Below are 15,449 nucleotides of genomic sequence, written 5' to 3' on the forward strand. Positions count from 1 at the left end.
CGTAGCAATCAGCCCTGAATTCGACGGTGCTCTGTGGAGTTGTCGATCGGTGGGCCGCCGTCGTGTGCGGAGGGTAGGTGCTGTCCGTAGGTGTCCTCGGCACTGCTTCCCGCCAAGGGCTCGACGTAGCCCGGTGGGGGTGGCGGGTCGCGCAGGAGGGGGGCCTGCGGAGCGTCCTCGGATTGCGGGAAGGGTGGCGCAGTCATGACACGTTTCTTCCGTCGTGGTCGGGACGTGGGGACGTCAGGTTGCTGGGCCCAGACCTCCAGCCTGGCCATGCCGACGAGCAGGCCGAGCATGAGCACAGGCGTCAGCAGAGCGGCGGCCTTCACCGCGGTCGAATTCGGGTCGGCCCCTGGCTGCCGTGCGCACCACGGCGTGACCGACGGTTGATCGGTGTGGGCGCCGGCGGGAAGTGGAGTGACGGGGCGACGGCAAAGGGGAGGACGTCGATAACGATGCCCATGAGGTCCAGCTGCATCGGGCGGATGACCGCCTCGAGACCGTTGTCGTCGCGCTGCAGGTCCGCGGGGACGGTGCATCGGCGGCTGTCCACCCCGATCAGGGTGCCATCGGGCTCACGCAGCTCTCCGGTGAAGACGCCTGTCACGAAGGCGCCTCGGGGGACGATGACGATCCGTTGCAGGCGCAGGTGACCGGTGATGGTCCCTGTCCGTCCACGGGGCGACCTGAAGACCCCCGTGAAGGGATTCTCCTCGTCGTCCACGGGTTGCTGGTCGACGTCGCGTCGAGGTCGGAAGGCAATGACAGTCATCGCGGGTCTCCTGCGGGGCGAGAGGTTCGGTGTGAGGAGCGCCGATGGCGCCCTGCTTGGTCCGAGCAGGGCGCCACCCGCACGGCGGGCCCGGGTCAGAGACCCAGACCGAGACCGGAGAGGATCCGGTTGAGCAGTGCCACGAGGCCGGCGAGGGCACCGCCCGGGCCGTCGAAGAGACCGGCCACGGCGCAGAGCAGGTTGCCGAGCAGGTTGCCCGGTCCGGGGACCGCAGTGATGTCGAGCGAGACGGGTGCCAGGTCGATGACCAGGCCCAGCAGGTCGAGGTGCAGCGGGCCGAGGTCCAAGGTGAGGATCTTGCACCCCTGAGTGGCCACGAGGTCCTGGATCGGGGCGGTGAAGGTCGTACCCGTGGCCGGGAGCCCGGTGCCCGTGATGGTGCCGGTGAGCTGGACGACGCCGCCCACCACGGAGGTGGTCAGGTTGCTCAGTGCGCCGGAGAAGGCCGTGCCGTTCGGCAGGGTCCCGGTGACCGGCAGTGTGGTGGCAGCCGGCTGTGCGGTCGCGACGGCCTTGGCGGTGGAGGCGGGGGCGGCGGGGGCGGCACTGGCCGAGGCGGCGCCGGGGACCATGCCCAGGGTTCCGGCCAGCAGGACGGCCGTTCCGGTGCCGATGATCTTGGACTTCAGCATGACGTTCTCCTTCGTTGGTGCCCGGTCGGGCTCCTTGGCGGGGTTTCGTCGTGGCGGGCGCAGCATGCGGTTGCGCTGCATCCCGTCACACTGATGAAGACTCCGTCCCGGCGTCACATGACGAGGGATCCCAGGCGTGACGTGCCTCAAACCACGCGGGGACACGCAGGGACGCGCGGGGACACGCCGGGTGGCGCGACGGAACGCAGGAAAGCTTCGCGTCATGCACCTTGGGTGAAGGCGTCAGGCCTGCGATGCTGATCTGCCGTGCAGCACGGGCACGGGCACGGTGGACGGTGGACGGTGGACGGAGAGGAGCTCGACCTTGGTGACGACCGACGGCACGACCACCCGGCACATCACCTGCGTGCTGTGCGAGGCATCGTGCGGGCTCGAGGTGCAGGTGTGCGGACCCGAGATCGTGAGCATCAAGGGTCATGCGCAGGATCCTCTGTCGCGTGGGCACATCTGTCCCAAGGGTGTGGCACTGCAGGACCTCCACACGGATCCCGACCGGCTGCGACGCCCGGTCAAGCGCGTTGGCGACGAGTGGGTCGAGATCGAGTGGCCCGAGGCGATCGAGTTGGCGGCCGAGCTGCTGGCCGGTGTGCAGGAGCGGCACGGGCGCGATGCGGTGGCGACCTATCTCGGCAACCCCAACGTCCACAGCGTCGGTGCCCTGACCCATGGCACGGCGATCCCGCGGGTCCTGGGCAGCAAGCACGTCTTCAGTGCGACGAGTGTCGACCAGCTGCCACACCACCTCGTGGCCTGGGCGATGTATGGCCATCAGTTCCTCCTGCCCATCCCCGACATCGACCGCACCCGGCTTCTCGTCCTCGTCGGCACCAACCCGATGGCGTCGAACGGTTCGCTGTGGACGGTCCCTGACTTCCCCGGTCGGCTGCGTGAGCTGCGTTCTCGTGGAGGGCGGCTCGTCGTCCTCGACCCACGGCGCACCGAGACGGCAGCCGTCGCCGACGAGCACCACTTCGTGCGTCCGGGGACGGACGCGACAGTCTTGCTGGCTCTCGTCCATGTGGTCCTCGCCGAGGGTCTGGCTCGGCCGGCTGCCCATGTCGACGGTCTCGAAGATCTGCGGATCGCGATCGCCGACTTCACACCCGAGCTGGCGGAGTCTGTGAGTGGCGTTACGGCACAGGCGATTCGCGAGCTGGCCCGAGACGTGGCCGCGGGTGAGGCCGCGGTGCACGGTCGCATGGGTGTCTCGACCCAGGAGTTCGGCGTCGTGTGCCAGTGGGCGATCCAGTGCCTCATGGCGATCACCGGCAATCTCGACCAACCGGGCGGCACGATGTTCACGTCTCCCGCGATCGACATCATCGAGCGTGGCCTCGTGGGTCGCGGGCATCGTGGGCGCACGTCGTCGGCGGTGCGCGGACTCCCGGAGTTCGGTGGGGAACTGCCCGTCTCAGTTCTCGCGGAGGAGATGGAGGGTCCGACGCCTGCCATCCGTGGCCTCATCACGATGGCCGGCAACCCGGTGTCGTCGACCCCTGCCGGGTCCCGTCTCGCCGATCGACTGGCCGATCTCGAAGCAGTTGTGGCGATCGACCCCTACATCAACGAGACCACGCGTCATGCGCACGTCATCCTGCCGCCGACGGGTCCACTCGAGCGCGACCACTACGACCTCATCTTCCACACGCTCGCGGTCCGCAACACCGCCCGATGGTCGTCGGCCCTCTTCCCCCGTGGCGAAGACCAGCGTCACGACTGGGAGATCGCGCGCGACCTCGTGCTCGCGCTGGCGCGTCGCCGTGGCAAGAGACTGCCCAACAAGCAGAGGGTGCGGCTCGCTGCGTCCCCGCGGCTGTCGATCGATGTCCTTCTCCGGACGAGCCGTCGTGGTTTGTCGGTCCGCAAGCTGGCCCGCACCCCGGGTGGGGTCGATCTCGGGCCGCTGGAGCCGCGCTTCCCGGATCGGCTGAGGACGGACAACCACCGGATCGCGCTCACCCCGTCGGTCCTCACCTCGGGACTGTCCGCGCTGCGGGGCCGCCTGCCAGAGCTGCGTGCTGCGGCAGCCAGCGACGACCTGCTCCTCATTGGCCGACGGCACCAGCGCGACAACAACTCGTGGATGCACAACACCACCAGGCTCACCCGTGGTCGACCGCGCCACCAGCTGCTCATGCACCCCGATGACCTCGCAGCTCGCGGCGTCACCGACGGATCGCTCGTCACCGTCACCTCCGAGGTCTCGTCGCTACGGGTGGAGGTTCGATCCAGCGACGAGGTCATGCGGGGCGTCGTCTCCTTGCCCCACGGCTACGGGCATCGCCGACCCGGTGTCCGCCTGGCCAACGCGATCGAGGTCCCCGGCGTGACGATGAACGACCTCACCGACCCGGCCCGAGTGGAAGGTGTGTCGGGCAACGCCGTGCTCAACGGCATACCCGTCGTTGTCAGTCCTGCAGGGTCTGCCTCCCGCTAGTCATGCCCACACAGGTCTTGCCGGGCGGTGTGACCCGATCCCCTCTTTCGGCTAAGCGGACGCTCACCTAGGTTGGGGCCATGGACTTCTCATCGTCGGAGCGTTCTCTCGACCTGGCCCAGCGGGTCAGGGACTTCATCGACACGGAGATCGAGCCGGCCGAACGAGTCATCGCAGCCGACATCGCTGCTCGCCGAGCGGCCGGTGACGACCCCTGGCCGGCGCACCCCCTCCTCGCGGAGCTGCAGGGCAAGGCGCGGGCCCAGGGACTCTGGAACCTCTTCCTTCCTGCCGGACACGAAGGCCCGTATGCCGCCCGGTTCGGCACCGATGGCGGCTCCGGTCTGTCGAACTCGGACTACGCACCGATCGCCGAGGCCATGGGTCGCTCCTTCTCGGCGCCGCTCGTCTTCAACTGCAACGCGCCCGACACCGGCAACATGGAGGTGCTGCTCAAGTACGGCACCGACGAGCAGAAGGCGGAGTGGCTGGAACCGCTGCTGGACGGGCGGATCCGCAGCGCCTTCCTCATGACCGAGCCCGGCGTGGCGTCCTCCGACGCGACGAACATGGAGGCAACGGCCGTCATCGACGGCGACGAAGTCGTCCTCAACGGCCGCAAGTGGTGGTCCACCGGAGTGGGCAACCCCGACTGCAAGGTCGCCATCTTCATGGGCGTCACCGACCCCGATGCCTCACGGCACGCGCGGCACTCGATGGTCGTCGTGCCGTTCGACCACCCCGGGGTCAAGGTCGAGCGGATGCTGTCGGCGCTCGGTCACTATGACGAGCCGATCGGGCACGGCGAGGTCTCGCTGACCGACGTGCGACTCCCGATCACCAACATCATCGCCGGACCCGGACGGGCCTTCGAGATCGCCCAGGGGCGGTTGGGGCCGGGCCGCGTCCACCACTGCATGCGCCTCGTCGGCCTCGCCGAGCGCGCCCTCGAGCTGGCCTGCGAACGCGCCACGTCGCGCACCGCCTTCGGCAAGCCCATCGCCAACCTCGGTGGCAACCGTGAACGTCTCGCGCACGCCCGCATCGCCATCAACCAGGCGCGTCTGCTCGTACTCCACGCCGCGTGGAAGCTCGACACGGTCGGCGGTCTCGGCGCGATGAGCGAGGTCAGCGAGATCAAGGTCGCCGTCCCCCAGATGGCCTGCGACGTCATCGACCTGGCGATCCAGATCCATGGCGGCGCGGGCATGTCCGAGGACTTCCCGCTGTCCGCGGCCTACGCCAACGCCCGCTCCCTCCGTCTTGCTGACGGCCCGGACGAGGTCCACCTCGGGGTCGTCGCGCGGATCCTCCTTCACCCCTATGCAGAGAAGGCGAGCCGCTCATGAGCCGTCGAGTCCTCATCACCGGAGGGGCCTCCGGCCTCGGTCTGGCTCTGGCGAAGGCGTTCGTCGCTCGCGGTGACCAGGTCCTCGTCGTCGACCTCGCGGATACGAAGCCGGAGTCCGTGCCCGAAGAGATCAGCTACTTCCGGGTCGACGTCCGCAGCCAGCAGGACTGGGATGCGGCACTCACTCACGTCCGCGACCTCTGGGGAGGGCTCGACGTCCTCGTCAACAACGCCGGGGTCGCCACCGGTGGACGCATCGACGTCGAGTCGATCTCCGACTGGGAGCGCGTCCTCGACATCAACCTGCTCGGTGTGGTCCGCGGCTGCCAGACGTTCACCCCGCTCTTCAAGGACCAGAAGTCCGGGCACATCGTCAACACCGCCTCGCTGGCCGGCCTCGTCCACGGCCCCGGCATGTCCTCCTACAACGCCGCCAAGGCCGCCGTGGTCGCACTGTCCGAGACCCTCGGGTTCGAGCTCGCGCCCTGGAACATCCACGTCTCCGCCATCTGCCCGGCCTTCTTCAGGACCAACCTTCACGAGTCGCTCCAGGGCAAGGACACGGCGATGGAGGAGACCGCTCTCAAGCTCATCACCAAGGCGACCATGACGGCCGACGAGGTGGCCGGCATCGTCCTCAAGGGGATCGACAAGCACAAGCGGATCATCCTCACCGATCGTCTGGGGCACCAGGCCTACTGGACCAAGCGACTCGTGCGGCCTGCCTACACCTCCGCGATGAAGAAGGCCGGCCGGCGGCTGGCCAGCAAGGTCCGTGATGCCTGAAGCCCAGGCGCCGTCCACCCCGAGCAACGCTGTTCCGGTCCGTGACGAGGACGCCTTCGACGTGGAAGCGCTGGCCGCGTGGCTGCGTGCGCACACGACCGACGAGCCCGGCATCGACGCGACGCCGGAGGTGCGGCAGTTCAAGGGCGGCGCGTCGAACCTCACCTACCTGCTGCGCTATCCGACCCGCGACCTCGTCCTGCGGCGTCCGCCCGGCGGGACCAAGGCCAAGGGCGCTCACGACATGCGCCGGGAGAGCGACCTCCAGGCGTCGCTCGGTCACGTCTACGACCAGGTGCCGACGATCGTGGCCTACTGCGGCGACGAGTCGGTCATCGGCTCCGAGTTCTACGTCATGGAGCGGCTCGTCGGAACGATCCTGCGACGGGACATCCCCGACTCGCTCGGTCTGTCGCGGCACGGAGTGAACCTGTTGTGCCACAGGGCTCTTGACACTCTTGTCGACCTCCACCGGGTTGATGTCACGGCTGCTGGTCTGGACGGGCTGGGCAAGGGAGACGGCTACGTCGAGCGTCAGGTCAAGGGTTGGTCCGCGCGGTATCGCAAGGCGCGCACCCCCAACGTCGGTTCGTTCGAGGGCGTCATGGCGTGGCTCGAGGACCACCGCCCCGACGACACCGGACAGGTCCTCATCCACAACGACTTCCGCTTCGACAATCTTGTCCTGGCCGAGGGTGACCCGACCCGCATCGTCGGCGTCCTCGACTGGGAGATGGCGACCGTCGGCGACCCGCTCATGGACCTCGGCGGCGCCATGGCCTACTGGGTGCAGGCGAGCGACGACCCGGTGGCCAAGGCCCTGCGACTCCAGCCGACCCACACGCCGGGGATGCTCACCCGCATCGAAGCGGTCCGCTACTACTGCGACCGCATGGGCATCCCGATGGACGCCGAGCGGTGGGCGTTCTACGAGGTGTTCGGGCTCTTCCGCCTCGCCGTCATCGCTCAACAGATCTACCTGCGGACCTATCGCGGAGAGACGACGAACCCCCAGGCCAAGCGGATGCGCTGGTTCGTCCTCTACCTCGACCTGCGGTGCCGAGCACTGCTGCGTCAGCACCGTCGTGCCATCCGTCGCGCAGGCCGCCGATGAGCCGGATCATCCTCGTCCGCCACGGTCAGGCGTCGTGGGGCAAGAAGGACTACGACAAGCTGTCCGACCTCGGGCACGAGCAGGCCAAGGTCGTCGGGCGTGAGCTGTCCGAACGCGGCATCAGCCCGACGCGCGTCATCAGCGGCTCGATGCGCCGCCAGCGGGACACGGCGGCCGACCTCGTCGAGGCCGCCGGATGGCCGCTCGAGACGGTGAGCGACAGCGCGTGGGACGAATACGGACACGCGGCGATCCTCACGGCCTACAAGCCGGCCTATCGGTCGCTCACCCTCATGAAGGCGGACCTCGCGCGAACCCTGCGTCCGCACAAGGCTTTTGACGAGATGTATGCCGTGGCGACGGAACGCTGGGTCGCCGGCCAGCATGCCGCCGACTACGACGAGCCGTTCGCCGTCTTCGGGGACCGCGTCCTGTCCGGCTTGCCGCCCGTCGTCGAGAACCTCGGTCGCGGCGAGACGGTGATCGTGGTCAGCTCGGCGGGAGCGATCTCGTGGGTGACGGCGGCCCTGCTCGGCGGGGGAGCGCCGGTCTGGACACAGCTGCAACGGGTCATTGCCAATGCCTCGCTCACCACCTTGTCCGTGGGTGCCACTGGCCCCACCCTGCGCAGTTTCAACGACACGACCCACCTCGAACGCAGTCCTGACCTGCTCACCACCCGCTGAGGAGAACCCCTTTCATGACCACTACCCTCATCACGGGCGCCAGCTCGGGCATCGGCGCCGAGATGGCCCGCCAGCTCGCCGCCGCCGGCAACGACCTCGCGCTGTGTGCTCGTCGCACCGAGCGTCTCGACGAGCTCGCTGCTGAGATCACGGCGGCCCACCCCGGTCGCAAGGTCACCGTCAAGGCCCTGGACGTCACTGACGACGATGCGGTCTTCCGGGTCTTTCATGAGTTCGAGGCCGAGCTCGGTGTCGACCGCATCGTTGTCAACGCGGGCCTCGGCAAGGGTGCGCCCATCGGCGTCGGCGGCTATGCGGCCAACAAGGCGACGGCCATGACGAACTTCATCGGCGCGCTGGCCCAGTGCGAGGCGGCGATGGAGATCTTCCGCGCCAAGAAGCGCGGCCACCTCGTGGTCATCTCGTCGATGTCGGCCATGCGCGGCATGCCCAAGACCATCACGACGTATGCCGCGACGAAGGCGGGTGTGGCCGCCCTCGCCGAGGGCATTCGGTCCGAGATGCTCGGCAAGCCGGACCTCGACATCACCGTGACGACGATCTACCCGGGCTACATCCGCTCCGAGATGAACGAGAAGGTCGAGCAGCAGACCAAGTTCATGGTCGACACCGAGACGGGTGTGCGCGGCATCGTCGAGGCGATCGAGAAGGGTGTCGACTCGGCGCGGGTCCCGGCCTGGCCGTGGAAGCCGCTCGGCACAGCGATGCGTCACCTGCCGTTGGGCGTCGTCCGCAAGCTCACCTGAGGCACGCCGCGGTGGGCGCCCGGTCAGGCGACGTCGAACAGATCGGCCTCGTCCGGCCACGGGAGGGCGTCGGCCATCGCGGCCTCGTGCTCCGCCATGAGTGTTTCGATGAAGTCGTCCTCGTCTGGGTCGGCGTCGCGCCAGGGGTCAGGCCCGCCCGTGTCGAGGGCGAGTCGTCGGGCGTGGGCGTCGGCGCGATGCAGGTCGCGACGCCGCGTTGAGGCAGCCCGGAGTTCGGCCAGGCGCGCAGGTAGGACCCGGTCATAACTGCCAGGTGTGGTGTCCCAAGTGACGCATCGACCGTGTTCGTCGGGCGGATGGATGGTGGCTACCAGGCGCCGGTCGTGGACGTGGGTGTGGTGCCTCTGGCACAGGAGTGCAGCGTTCGTGAGGTCGGAGCGGCCTCCGTCTGCCCAGTGAACGACGTGGTGTGCCTTGGCCCACGCAGCCGGGCTGGTGCAGCCTGGCCAGGTGCAGCCGCGGTCACGGTGCGACAGGGCTCGCCGCTGCCCTCTGGTGTAGAGGCGGGCGGCGCGGCCGACGTCGAGGACTTCGCCAGCGGCCCCCAGGACGATCGGGATGATGTCGGCATCGCAGGCGAGCCGGCGCACGTCACCGGGGTTGAGCAGCGTTCCCGCTGCGGTCGATCCGCCCACGACCCCGGCACCATGACGGCCGGAGAGGGCCTGACCGCTGGCTTCGGCGGCCATACCGAACGCGTTCGTGTGGCCGAGCTCGCATCGAGCCAGGTCGTGGCCGGAGAGGTCGAGGAATCGGATGAGGTCGGCCAGTCCGATCGTGACGTGGAGCGCAGTCGACGCGGCAGCGGGTCCCTTGCCGTCACCGTCGCTTGCGGCGTGGCCAGTGACGATGGTCATGAGCGCTTCGGCGCGACGTTGCCCGTTGGATCGCTCGTCGAACACCCCTGTCTGGGGGTCGGGGATGGGCTTTGACAGGGGGCCAAGTGCAGCTTCGAGGGCAGCCGACTGTTCGGGGGTCAGGCCCATCCGGTATTCGGTGATGTCGCCGTCACTGACCTGGGGCTGTGACAAGTGGGCGCCGGCGCGGAGCCGACGCTGCTTGTCCTCCAGCTCTCCGTCGAGGCCGTGCTCCGCAAGGAGTCGGGTACGGATGCGCTTGCGTCGCGAGCACCCCAGTCGAACCCGTGGTCGAGGATGGCCTTGGTCACCGCGGCAATGGCATCGGGGTTGAGTCGGTCGGCCATGCGCGCGACCTCGGACAGTGCCGTCTGGGCCAGTTGGATGCCGATCTCGCCGGTGACGACCCGCGCCCAAGTGACCCCTTCGGCCCGTTCGGGGTCTGCGAAGGCGCCCGCGCTGGGCCCTGTGGTCGACCACTGGCCGTCTGGGGTGGCGTGAGCAACGTCTGCGGCGAACGACGCGAGCTGGCCGGCTCCACCCTGACGCAGTGACGGTGCGTGCTCGCGCACCCATTCGTGTGCCGATCCCTCGCCGCGTCTGGCGGAGGTGAACTCACCCCGGTGCGCCGCCTCGGTCGCGATGACGACCTGCGCCGCAGATGACTGGGCCCTCACCTCGTCGACGAGAGACATGAACTCTGCGAGCTCCGCTCCGCTCAGGCGGTGCAGGATCTCGCGCACCCCAGCGACCGCGGATCGCGCGACGTGGAGTGCGTCGCGGACGCTCCCCGGGTCGCTGACCCCTTCGGCGCTCTGGCTTTCCCCCATGCCCCTATTGTCCTCGAACTCACGTTCTAAAGTCAAGCGATCTCACCAGAAAATGCGGACGAATTATGCTGTGACACAACGGTATTCACGCGAGAGGGCGGAACGTCGGGCGCCACCATGAAGAGCCTAGTCGGGGTCACCGACAGCGAGCCCAGCTCTCATCAGAAGCGCGGTTTGATCGTCGCGCTCTCCATCTCGTGGGCGACGGACCATGCGCGCCACCTCGGTGAGTCCGGCACCCTCGATCAGAGCGGCGACCTCGTCGGGTGTGAAGAGGTAGCGCTCGAGTTCGATGTCGTGACCAAACCTTGCGTATGCCGCCGAGACGTCTTGCGTGCCCTGTCCCGACTGCAGCCCGACGAGGACGTGGCCTCCGGGCCGGAGCACGCGAGCCACCTCCGCAAAGATCTGCGGCTGACCGTGCGGTGGCGTGTGGATCGCGGAGTACCAGAGCAAGACCCCGGCGAACGTGTCGTCGGGGAACGGGAGGTCGGTCAGTGAGGCCACTGCGAAGTCGAGGTCTGGGTGGTCGCGCCGGGCCATCTCCACCATGCCGGCCGAGAGGTCGACACCCTGGACCGAGCAGCCACGGTCGGCGAGGTAGCGGCTCATCCGCCCCGCGCCACACCCCGCATCGAGTACCGGCCCCGGGTCGCCTGCCGCGGTCACGGCTGCCGCGAAGGCATCGACCATGGCGCGGTCGAGCGGCGACTCGGCGCTGGCGTCGGTGAAGTGATCGGCGTAGGTCCCCGCCACGGTGTCGTAGGCGCGCTGCACGCCGGGCTGGCCGAGGTCGTCAGAGAGGGAAGGCACGCCCCGATGCTGCCACCACGTTGGATGGATGACGCTCGACGAGATCAATGCCTTCGCGACGTCACTCGAGGCTGCAAGCGCAAGGGACGCCCGGGACGCGTGGCCTGGTACGTCGACGACCTGCTCGTCGTGCGCCAGGACGAGCCGGGCACAGTCCTCGTCCGCGTCGGGTTCGACGACCGCGAAAGTCTGCTCGCGGCATACCCGGAAACGTTTGGAGTCCCTCCGCGCTGGGAGGCGCACATGAAGGTCCAGGCCGACCTCGACGGCGACAGGGCCGCCATCTGTGAGGCGATCCGGCTCTCGTGGGCCGCCCAGCGCCGCGGCTGAGACTCTGGGCGTTCAGGCGTCGATCGTCGACATGTCTCCGTAGCGGGCGCCGACCACGGCATCACGCGGCACGGCCGTGTCGAGGGTGTCGAGATCGTCAGAGGTGAGCTCGAGCGAGGCGGCGCCGACGTTCTCCTCGAGGTAGCTGATGCGCTTGGTGCCGGGGATCGGGGCGATGTCGGTGCCCTGCGCCAGCACCCAGGCGAGGGCGAGCTGACCGGCCGTCGCGCCCTTGCTCTCGGCGATCTCGCGCACCTTGGCGACGAGCGCCAGGTTGGCGTCCAGGGCCTCGCCCTGAAAACGCGGAAAGTATGCCGTGCGTCGCGAGTCGTTCGCCTCGAGGTCCGCTTCGGCGGTGATCGCACCCGTGAGGATCCCGCGACCGAGCGGCGAATAGGGCACCAGACCGATGCCGAGCTCGCGGATCGTCGGCAGGATCTCGTCCTCGACATCGCGGGTGAAGAGCGAGTACTCCGTCTGGAGGGCCGTGATCGGGTGGACCGCGTGGGCCCGCCGGATGGTCTCGGGGGACGCCTCCGAGAGGCCGAGGTGGCGGACCTTGCCTGCTGCGACGAGTTCGGCCATGGCGCCGACGGTCTCCTCGATCGGGACGGTCTGGTCGACCCGGTGCTGGTAGTAGAGGTCGATGTGATCGACGCCGAGGCGCTGGAGCGAGGCGTCGGCCGCGCTGAGCACGTAGTCGGGCCGGCCGTTGACGCCAAGGCGGGTGCCGTCCTCAGCGCGCTCGTTGCCGAACTTCGTGGCGAGGACGACCTTGTCGCGGCGCCCGGCGATGGCCTTGCCGACGAGCCGCTCGTTGGTGAACGGGCCATACATGTCGGCGGTGTCGAGGAAGGTCACGCCGAGGTCGAGCGCGCGGTGGATGGTCGCGATGCCCGTGGCTTCGTCACCGGTTCCGTAGAACTCGGACATGCCCATGCAGCCCAGGCCGAGTGCCGAGACGGAGAGGGCGGACGTGCCGGTGCCAAGGGTTCGGGTGGGGATCTTCTCATTCGTGGTCATGACATCGAGTCAACGTCTTCGAGTGCGCTCGAAGTCAAGCGGGGCTCTCAGGGCTACTCGTCGATGCTTTCCAGCGTGCACTGGTAGAGGCCGATCTTGTGGTCGATGGCGCCCAGGTGCTCGGTCACCTCGGTCAGCTGGGCAAGGACCCGGGCGCGATGGGCCCGCAGGAGCTCGAGCCGCGCGGCCTCGTTGCCGGGCCCGGCCTGGCACAGCTCGGCGTAGTCCTTGACCTCGCGGATCGACATCCCGGTGGCGCGAAGCCGCGTCAGCATCGTCACCCAGCGCAGGTCGGCCTCGGCGTAGACCCGGTGGCCCGAACTCGAGCGAGGCACCTCGCGCAGCATCAACCCGTCGCGCTCGTAGTAGCGCAGCGTGTGGGCCGTGAGGCCGGTCTGCTCGGCGGCCTCGGCGATCGTGAGTCCGGATGGTGGAGCGGTGATGGTCACCCAGACATCTTCAGCCTTCGAGTGCACTCAAAGTCAAGCAGCTCAGAGGTGCTGGTGCATGACGTGCAGTCCGACCCGTCCGTGTGCGCGGCTGTCGAAGGCCTCCGGCACCGTGCCGATGATCGTGAACCCCAGGTGCTGCCACAGGGCCACGGCCGCGACGTTGCTTTCGACGACGGCGTTGAACTGCATTGCGGTGTAGCCCTGCTCGCGAGCCCACGCGAGGACCCACTCGCCGAGCGCGCGCCCGACTCCGCGCCCACGGGCGGTGGCCGAGACCATGAACGATGCGGTCGCGACGTGCGATCCACGTCCGGGGCGGTTGGGGCCGGTCTTGGCCGATCCCAGCACAGCCCCCGACTCGTCAATGGCCACGACGGTCACGCCGGGCGGAGACTCGACCCACCATCCACGTGCCTCGTCGATCGACAGTCCGACGGGAAACGCATACGTCTCACCGGCCTCGACAACCTCGCTGAAGGTCGGAAAGAACTCGACCCACTCGGCCTCGGTGATCTCGCGGATGATCATGCGGCTCCAGATTTCCGATTGCGTGGCGCGTCGCGAAGCCCGTGGACCAACAGGGCGAGGGCGGCGGTGTAGGTCGACAACACGATGCCGGAGACCATGGCTCGATGTCGCGGCGTTTTCGCCAGGTGCTCACCGACGATGATGGCCGCGTCGGACACGAGGAAGAGGCCTCCGCCCAGGGCCACGGATCGACGCCGGCGCGGACTGCCACCATCGCTGAGCGACAGTGCCGACATCGAGCCGAGCAGCAGCCCGTAGCCGGTCAGCACGGGGTCCGGCTCACCGGTCGCGCTCAGCTCCAGGGTCGCGAGCCCGGCCATGACGCTGCCCGCAGCAGCAGCGGACTTTGCGCGGGGGCGGACGCCGTCAGTGAGCAGGAGCCGGAGCAGCCCGGCCTGTTGGACCGCGAAAGCGCTGGCCCCGGCGCGCATCAGCTGCCGCCGGGCATCGCTGTGGTGTGGCGCAACGTCGGAGCGGTTCATGAACCAGTCGCCGACTGCCGAGCCCACGAGTGCCATGGCGAGGGTGGCCGTGCGAGTCGTGGAACGGTCCGCGCGAGTGGCGACCACACCTCCGGCGAGGGTGGGCGCGAGCAGCATCTTGCTCACGAGGTGGGCGCGCGGCCTTCCGGTCACGGCCGCGGCAGTCGTGGTCACCGCCAGCGGGACATAGGCGAGGAGGTCAGCGCGACGCCTCAACGTGCCGCCGATGTTCACGAACGGGTTGTCGTGAACTCGAAGTCGAAGCCCTCCAAGCGAGTCACAAGCGCCTCACCCAGAGCCACCGACGGAGTGAGCACCCCGCCACGAGAACCCAGTTCGTCGAGGGCCAGGGCCAGACCTGACTGGCCCAGCATGATTGCCGTGCCTGAATAACCCGGGTCGTATGCCGCGGCCACCCGGGTGCGGTAGCGCACCCCTGTCGTCGTGGTCGTCTCGACATCCATGACGAACCGTCCGTTGGCCATGGTCTCGTCGGACGGGCCTTCGCCCGGCTTGGGCAGGACGCGGTCAAGGACGCTTCGAGTGGGCGCCGTGGACATGCCCGCGAAGAGGCCACCAAGCACGGCCGAGGTCAGGCCCGCCTTGACGGCACCGAGAGGGCCTCGTCCGGTGTCCATGACTTCGTCGTAACGGAAGTCGCGACCGTAGGCGTAATCGCTCAGGGCGTTGCTGCGACGCACGATTCGCGTGTTGAACGACGCCATGAAAAAGGGTGCGACCCATCGCTTGGTCACGTGGTCGTAGCGGGTGCCGGACACTGCCTGCACCTTGCCCAGGAGCCCGAACTCGTCCGTGGGCTTGTTGCGTGACGGCGGCTCTGCGGCCCGGTCGGGCGACAGCCCGTGCGGGTCGGTCACCGCTCGACGGCGCTCAGGCGAACCGGCTGCCTCGATCGCCTGCTGGCGCATCGAGTCGATGGTTCCGCCGCTGACGCCACCGCGCAGGGTGCGCACGTGGAGCACGGTCTCGCCGAGAGCTCCCTCACCGTCTGCCGCCACGCGCTGCGCCGTCTTCCACACCCCTATGTCCGACGGGATCGAGTCGAAGCCGCACGAATGGACGATCTTGGCGCCGGTGCGCTCCGCCTCGGCGTGGTTGGCGTCGATGCTGTCCCGGACGAAGAGGACCTCGCCGGTCAGGTCCGCGTAGTGGGTGCCGGCGGCAGCGCACGCGGAAGCGAGCGGCATACCCAGTTTTGCGTAGGGACCCACCGTGGTGACCACGACGCGGGTGCGTCCGGCGAGGTCGACGACGGCGGCCGAGTCGGTCGTGTCGACGACGACGAGCGGCCAGTCAGCAGCAGCGGACGGCAAGGACGCACGCACGTCGGCCAGTCGGGACTCCGATCGACCAGCGAGGGCGATCCGCACCGTGGGCGGAGCGTGCTCCGCGAGGTGGGTCGCGGTCAGCCGACCGACGAAACCGGTGGCGCCGACAAGAACGAGGTCGAACTCACGCGTGGTGCTCATCCATCGAATCTAGGCGATGCCGCACAGCGTGAG

General features: G+C 68.7%; 18 protein-coding genes. 7 read left to right on the forward strand and 11 right to left on the reverse strand.

Going from position 1 to position 15,449, the window contains the following annotated elements; genetic code table 11:
• Window positions 1-8: 8 nt before the first annotated feature.
• From ACFQRE_RS03530 to ACFQRE_RS03540, 3 genes are all read right to left on the reverse strand, one after another.
• The gene (locus ACFQRE_RS03530; protein WP_380118980.1) at window positions 9-206 is read right to left on the reverse strand and encodes a hypothetical protein; all 198 of its coding nucleotides are present in this window, start codon (window positions 204-206) and stop codon (window positions 9-11) included.
• 122 nt (window positions 207-328) lie between these two features.
• Window positions 329-775 carry a hypothetical protein gene (locus ACFQRE_RS03535; RefSeq protein ID WP_380118983.1) on the reverse strand — a complete coding sequence of 149 codons (447 nt, stop codon included), beginning with the start codon at window positions 773-775 and terminating at the stop codon, window positions 329-331.
• A 95-nt stretch (window positions 776-870) separates the two neighbouring features.
• Window positions 871-1,509 carry an ABC transporter substrate-binding protein gene (locus ACFQRE_RS03540; protein WP_380118985.1) on the reverse strand — a complete coding sequence of 213 codons (639 nt, stop codon included), beginning with the start codon at window positions 1,507-1,509 and terminating at the stop codon, window positions 871-873.
• A 247-nt stretch (window positions 1,510-1,756) separates the two neighbouring features.
• On the opposite strand from ACFQRE_RS03540, the gene ACFQRE_RS03545 reads away from it, so the two are divergent.
• The 6 genes from ACFQRE_RS03545 (at window position 1,757) to ACFQRE_RS03570 (ending at window position 8,590) form a co-directional block, all read left to right on the forward strand.
• Window positions 1,757-3,886 carry a molybdopterin-dependent oxidoreductase gene (locus ACFQRE_RS03545; protein ID WP_380120400.1) on the forward strand — a complete coding sequence of 710 codons (2,130 nt, stop codon included), beginning with the start codon at window positions 1,757-1,759 and terminating at the stop codon, window positions 3,884-3,886.
• An 80-nt stretch (window positions 3,887-3,966) separates the two neighbouring features.
• Window positions 3,967-5,235 (forward strand): acyl-CoA dehydrogenase family protein, encoded by a 1,269-nt coding sequence (locus tag ACFQRE_RS03550; protein WP_380118987.1) that lies wholly within the window; start codon window positions 3,967-3,969, stop codon window positions 5,233-5,235.
• Window positions 5,232-6,023 carry an SDR family NAD(P)-dependent oxidoreductase gene (locus tag ACFQRE_RS03555; RefSeq protein ID WP_380118989.1) on the forward strand — a complete coding sequence of 264 codons (792 nt, stop codon included), beginning with the start codon at window positions 5,232-5,234 and terminating at the stop codon, window positions 6,021-6,023. The genes ACFQRE_RS03550 and ACFQRE_RS03555 overlap by 4 nt, the downstream gene beginning before the upstream one ends.
• Window positions 6,016-7,137, forward strand: a complete 1,122-nt coding sequence (locus ACFQRE_RS03560; protein WP_380118991.1) for a phosphotransferase family protein — start codon at window positions 6,016-6,018, stop codon at window positions 7,135-7,137. Before ACFQRE_RS03555 ends, ACFQRE_RS03560 begins: the two co-directional genes overlap by 8 nt.
• On the forward strand, window positions 7,134-7,823 hold the full coding sequence (locus ACFQRE_RS03565) for a histidine phosphatase family protein (RefSeq protein WP_380118993.1): 690 nt from the start codon (window positions 7,134-7,136) through the stop codon (window positions 7,821-7,823). The genes ACFQRE_RS03560 and ACFQRE_RS03565 overlap by 4 nt, the downstream gene beginning before the upstream one ends.
• A 14-nt stretch (window positions 7,824-7,837) precedes the next feature.
• Window positions 7,838-8,590: an SDR family oxidoreductase gene (locus ACFQRE_RS03570; RefSeq protein WP_380118996.1), complete on the forward strand. Its 753-nt coding sequence runs from the start codon at window positions 7,838-7,840 to the stop codon at window positions 8,588-8,590.
• 23 nt (window positions 8,591-8,613) lie between these two features.
• On the opposite strand, the gene ACFQRE_RS03575 is transcribed toward ACFQRE_RS03570, so the two are convergent.
• The 3 genes from ACFQRE_RS03575 to ACFQRE_RS03585 all read right to left on the reverse strand — a co-directional run bounded on the left by ACFQRE_RS03575 (window position 8,614) and on the right by ACFQRE_RS03585 (window position 11,111).
• Window positions 8,614-9,681, reverse strand: coding sequence for an HNH endonuclease signature motif containing protein (locus ACFQRE_RS03575; protein WP_380120402.1), 1,068 nt, complete (start codon window positions 9,679-9,681; stop codon window positions 8,614-8,616).
• The gene (locus ACFQRE_RS03580; RefSeq protein WP_380120466.1) at window positions 9,588-10,298 is read right to left on the reverse strand and encodes a hypothetical protein; all 711 of its coding nucleotides are present in this window, start codon (window positions 10,296-10,298) and stop codon (window positions 9,588-9,590) included. The genes ACFQRE_RS03575 and ACFQRE_RS03580 overlap by 94 nt, the downstream gene beginning before the upstream one ends.
• 126 nt (window positions 10,299-10,424) lie before the next feature.
• Complete coding sequence (locus ACFQRE_RS03585; RefSeq protein ID WP_380118998.1) at window positions 10,425-11,111, reverse strand: class I SAM-dependent methyltransferase; 687 nt, start codon at window positions 11,109-11,111, stop codon at window positions 10,425-10,427.
• Between the two features lie 99 nt (window positions 11,112-11,210).
• On the opposite strand from ACFQRE_RS03585, the gene ACFQRE_RS03590 reads away from it, so the two are divergent.
• Complete coding sequence (locus ACFQRE_RS03590; RefSeq protein ID WP_380119000.1) at window positions 11,211-11,441, forward strand: hypothetical protein; 231 nt, start codon at window positions 11,211-11,213, stop codon at window positions 11,439-11,441.
• Window positions 11,442-11,453: 12 nt separating this feature from the next.
• On the opposite strand, the gene ACFQRE_RS03595 is transcribed toward ACFQRE_RS03590, so the two are convergent.
• Genes ACFQRE_RS03595 through ACFQRE_RS03615 form a run of 5 tightly spaced genes read right to left on the reverse strand, consistent with a single transcriptional unit; the run spans window position 11,454 to window position 15,416 of the window.
• On the reverse strand, window positions 11,454-12,464 hold the full coding sequence (locus ACFQRE_RS03595; RefSeq protein ID WP_380119002.1) for an aldo/keto reductase: 1,011 nt from the start codon (window positions 12,462-12,464) through the stop codon (window positions 11,454-11,456).
• Window positions 12,465-12,517: 53 nt separating this feature from the next.
• Window positions 12,518-12,913, reverse strand: coding sequence for a MerR family transcriptional regulator (locus ACFQRE_RS03600; RefSeq protein WP_380119004.1), 396 nt, complete (start codon window positions 12,911-12,913; stop codon window positions 12,518-12,520).
• A 42-nt stretch (window positions 12,914-12,955) separates the two neighbouring features.
• Window positions 12,956-13,444, reverse strand: coding sequence for a GNAT family N-acetyltransferase (locus ACFQRE_RS03605; RefSeq protein ID WP_380119007.1), 489 nt, complete (start codon window positions 13,442-13,444; stop codon window positions 12,956-12,958).
• Entirely contained in the window at window positions 13,441-14,160 is a 720-nt protein-coding gene (locus ACFQRE_RS03610) for a lysoplasmalogenase family protein (protein ID WP_380119009.1), read from the reverse strand. The genes ACFQRE_RS03605 and ACFQRE_RS03610 overlap by 4 nt, the downstream gene beginning before the upstream one ends.
• Window positions 14,157-15,416, reverse strand: coding sequence for a saccharopine dehydrogenase family protein (locus ACFQRE_RS03615; RefSeq protein WP_380119011.1), 1,260 nt, complete (start codon window positions 15,414-15,416; stop codon window positions 14,157-14,159). The genes ACFQRE_RS03610 and ACFQRE_RS03615 overlap by 4 nt, the downstream gene beginning before the upstream one ends.
• Window positions 15,417-15,449: the final 33 nt, after the last annotated feature.

It is taken from the genome of Knoellia pratensis, from assembly GCF_042666395.1.
GTDB lineage: Bacteria > Actinomycetota > Actinomycetes > Actinomycetales > Dermatophilaceae > Knoellia > Knoellia pratensis.

Bases quoted from the DNA above. Each gene is read 5' to 3' on its own strand.
- ACFQRE_RS03615 (WP_380119011.1), bottom strand. From the start codon at position 15,416: ATGAGCACCACGCGTGAGTTCGACCTCGTTCTTGTCGGCGCCACCGGT.
- ACFQRE_RS03570 (WP_380118996.1), top strand. From the start codon at position 7,838: ATGACCACTACCCTCATCACGGGCGCCAGCTCGGGCATCGGCGCCGAG.
- ACFQRE_RS03535 (WP_380118983.1), bottom strand. From the start codon at position 775: ATGACTGTCATTGCCTTCCGACCTCGACGCGACGTCGACCAGCAACCC.
- ACFQRE_RS03555 (WP_380118989.1), top strand. From the start codon at position 5,232: ATGAGCCGTCGAGTCCTCATCACCGGAGGGGCCTCCGGCCTCGGTCTG.
- ACFQRE_RS03565 (WP_380118993.1), top strand. From the start codon at position 7,134: ATGAGCCGGATCATCCTCGTCCGCCACGGTCAGGCGTCGTGGGGCAAG.
- ACFQRE_RS03605 (WP_380119007.1), bottom strand. From the start codon at position 13,444: ATGATCATCCGCGAGATCACCGAGGCCGAGTGGGTCGAGTTCTTTCCG.
- ACFQRE_RS03595 (WP_380119002.1), bottom strand. From the start codon at position 12,464: ATGACCACGAATGAGAAGATCCCCACCCGAACCCTTGGCACCGGCACG.
- ACFQRE_RS03550 (WP_380118987.1), top strand. From the start codon at position 3,967: ATGGACTTCTCATCGTCGGAGCGTTCTCTCGACCTGGCCCAGCGGGTC.
- ACFQRE_RS03580 (WP_380120466.1), bottom strand. From the start codon at position 10,298: ATGGGGGAAAGCCAGAGCGCCGAAGGGGTCAGCGACCCGGGGAGCGTC.
- ACFQRE_RS03540 (WP_380118985.1), bottom strand. From the start codon at position 1,509: ATGCAGCGCAACCGCATGCTGCGCCCGCCACGACGAAACCCCGCCAAG.
- ACFQRE_RS03530 (WP_380118980.1), bottom strand. From the start codon at position 206: ATGACTGCGCCACCCTTCCCGCAATCCGAGGACGCTCCGCAGGCCCCC.
- ACFQRE_RS03560 (WP_380118991.1), top strand. From the start codon at position 6,016: ATGCCTGAAGCCCAGGCGCCGTCCACCCCGAGCAACGCTGTTCCGGTC.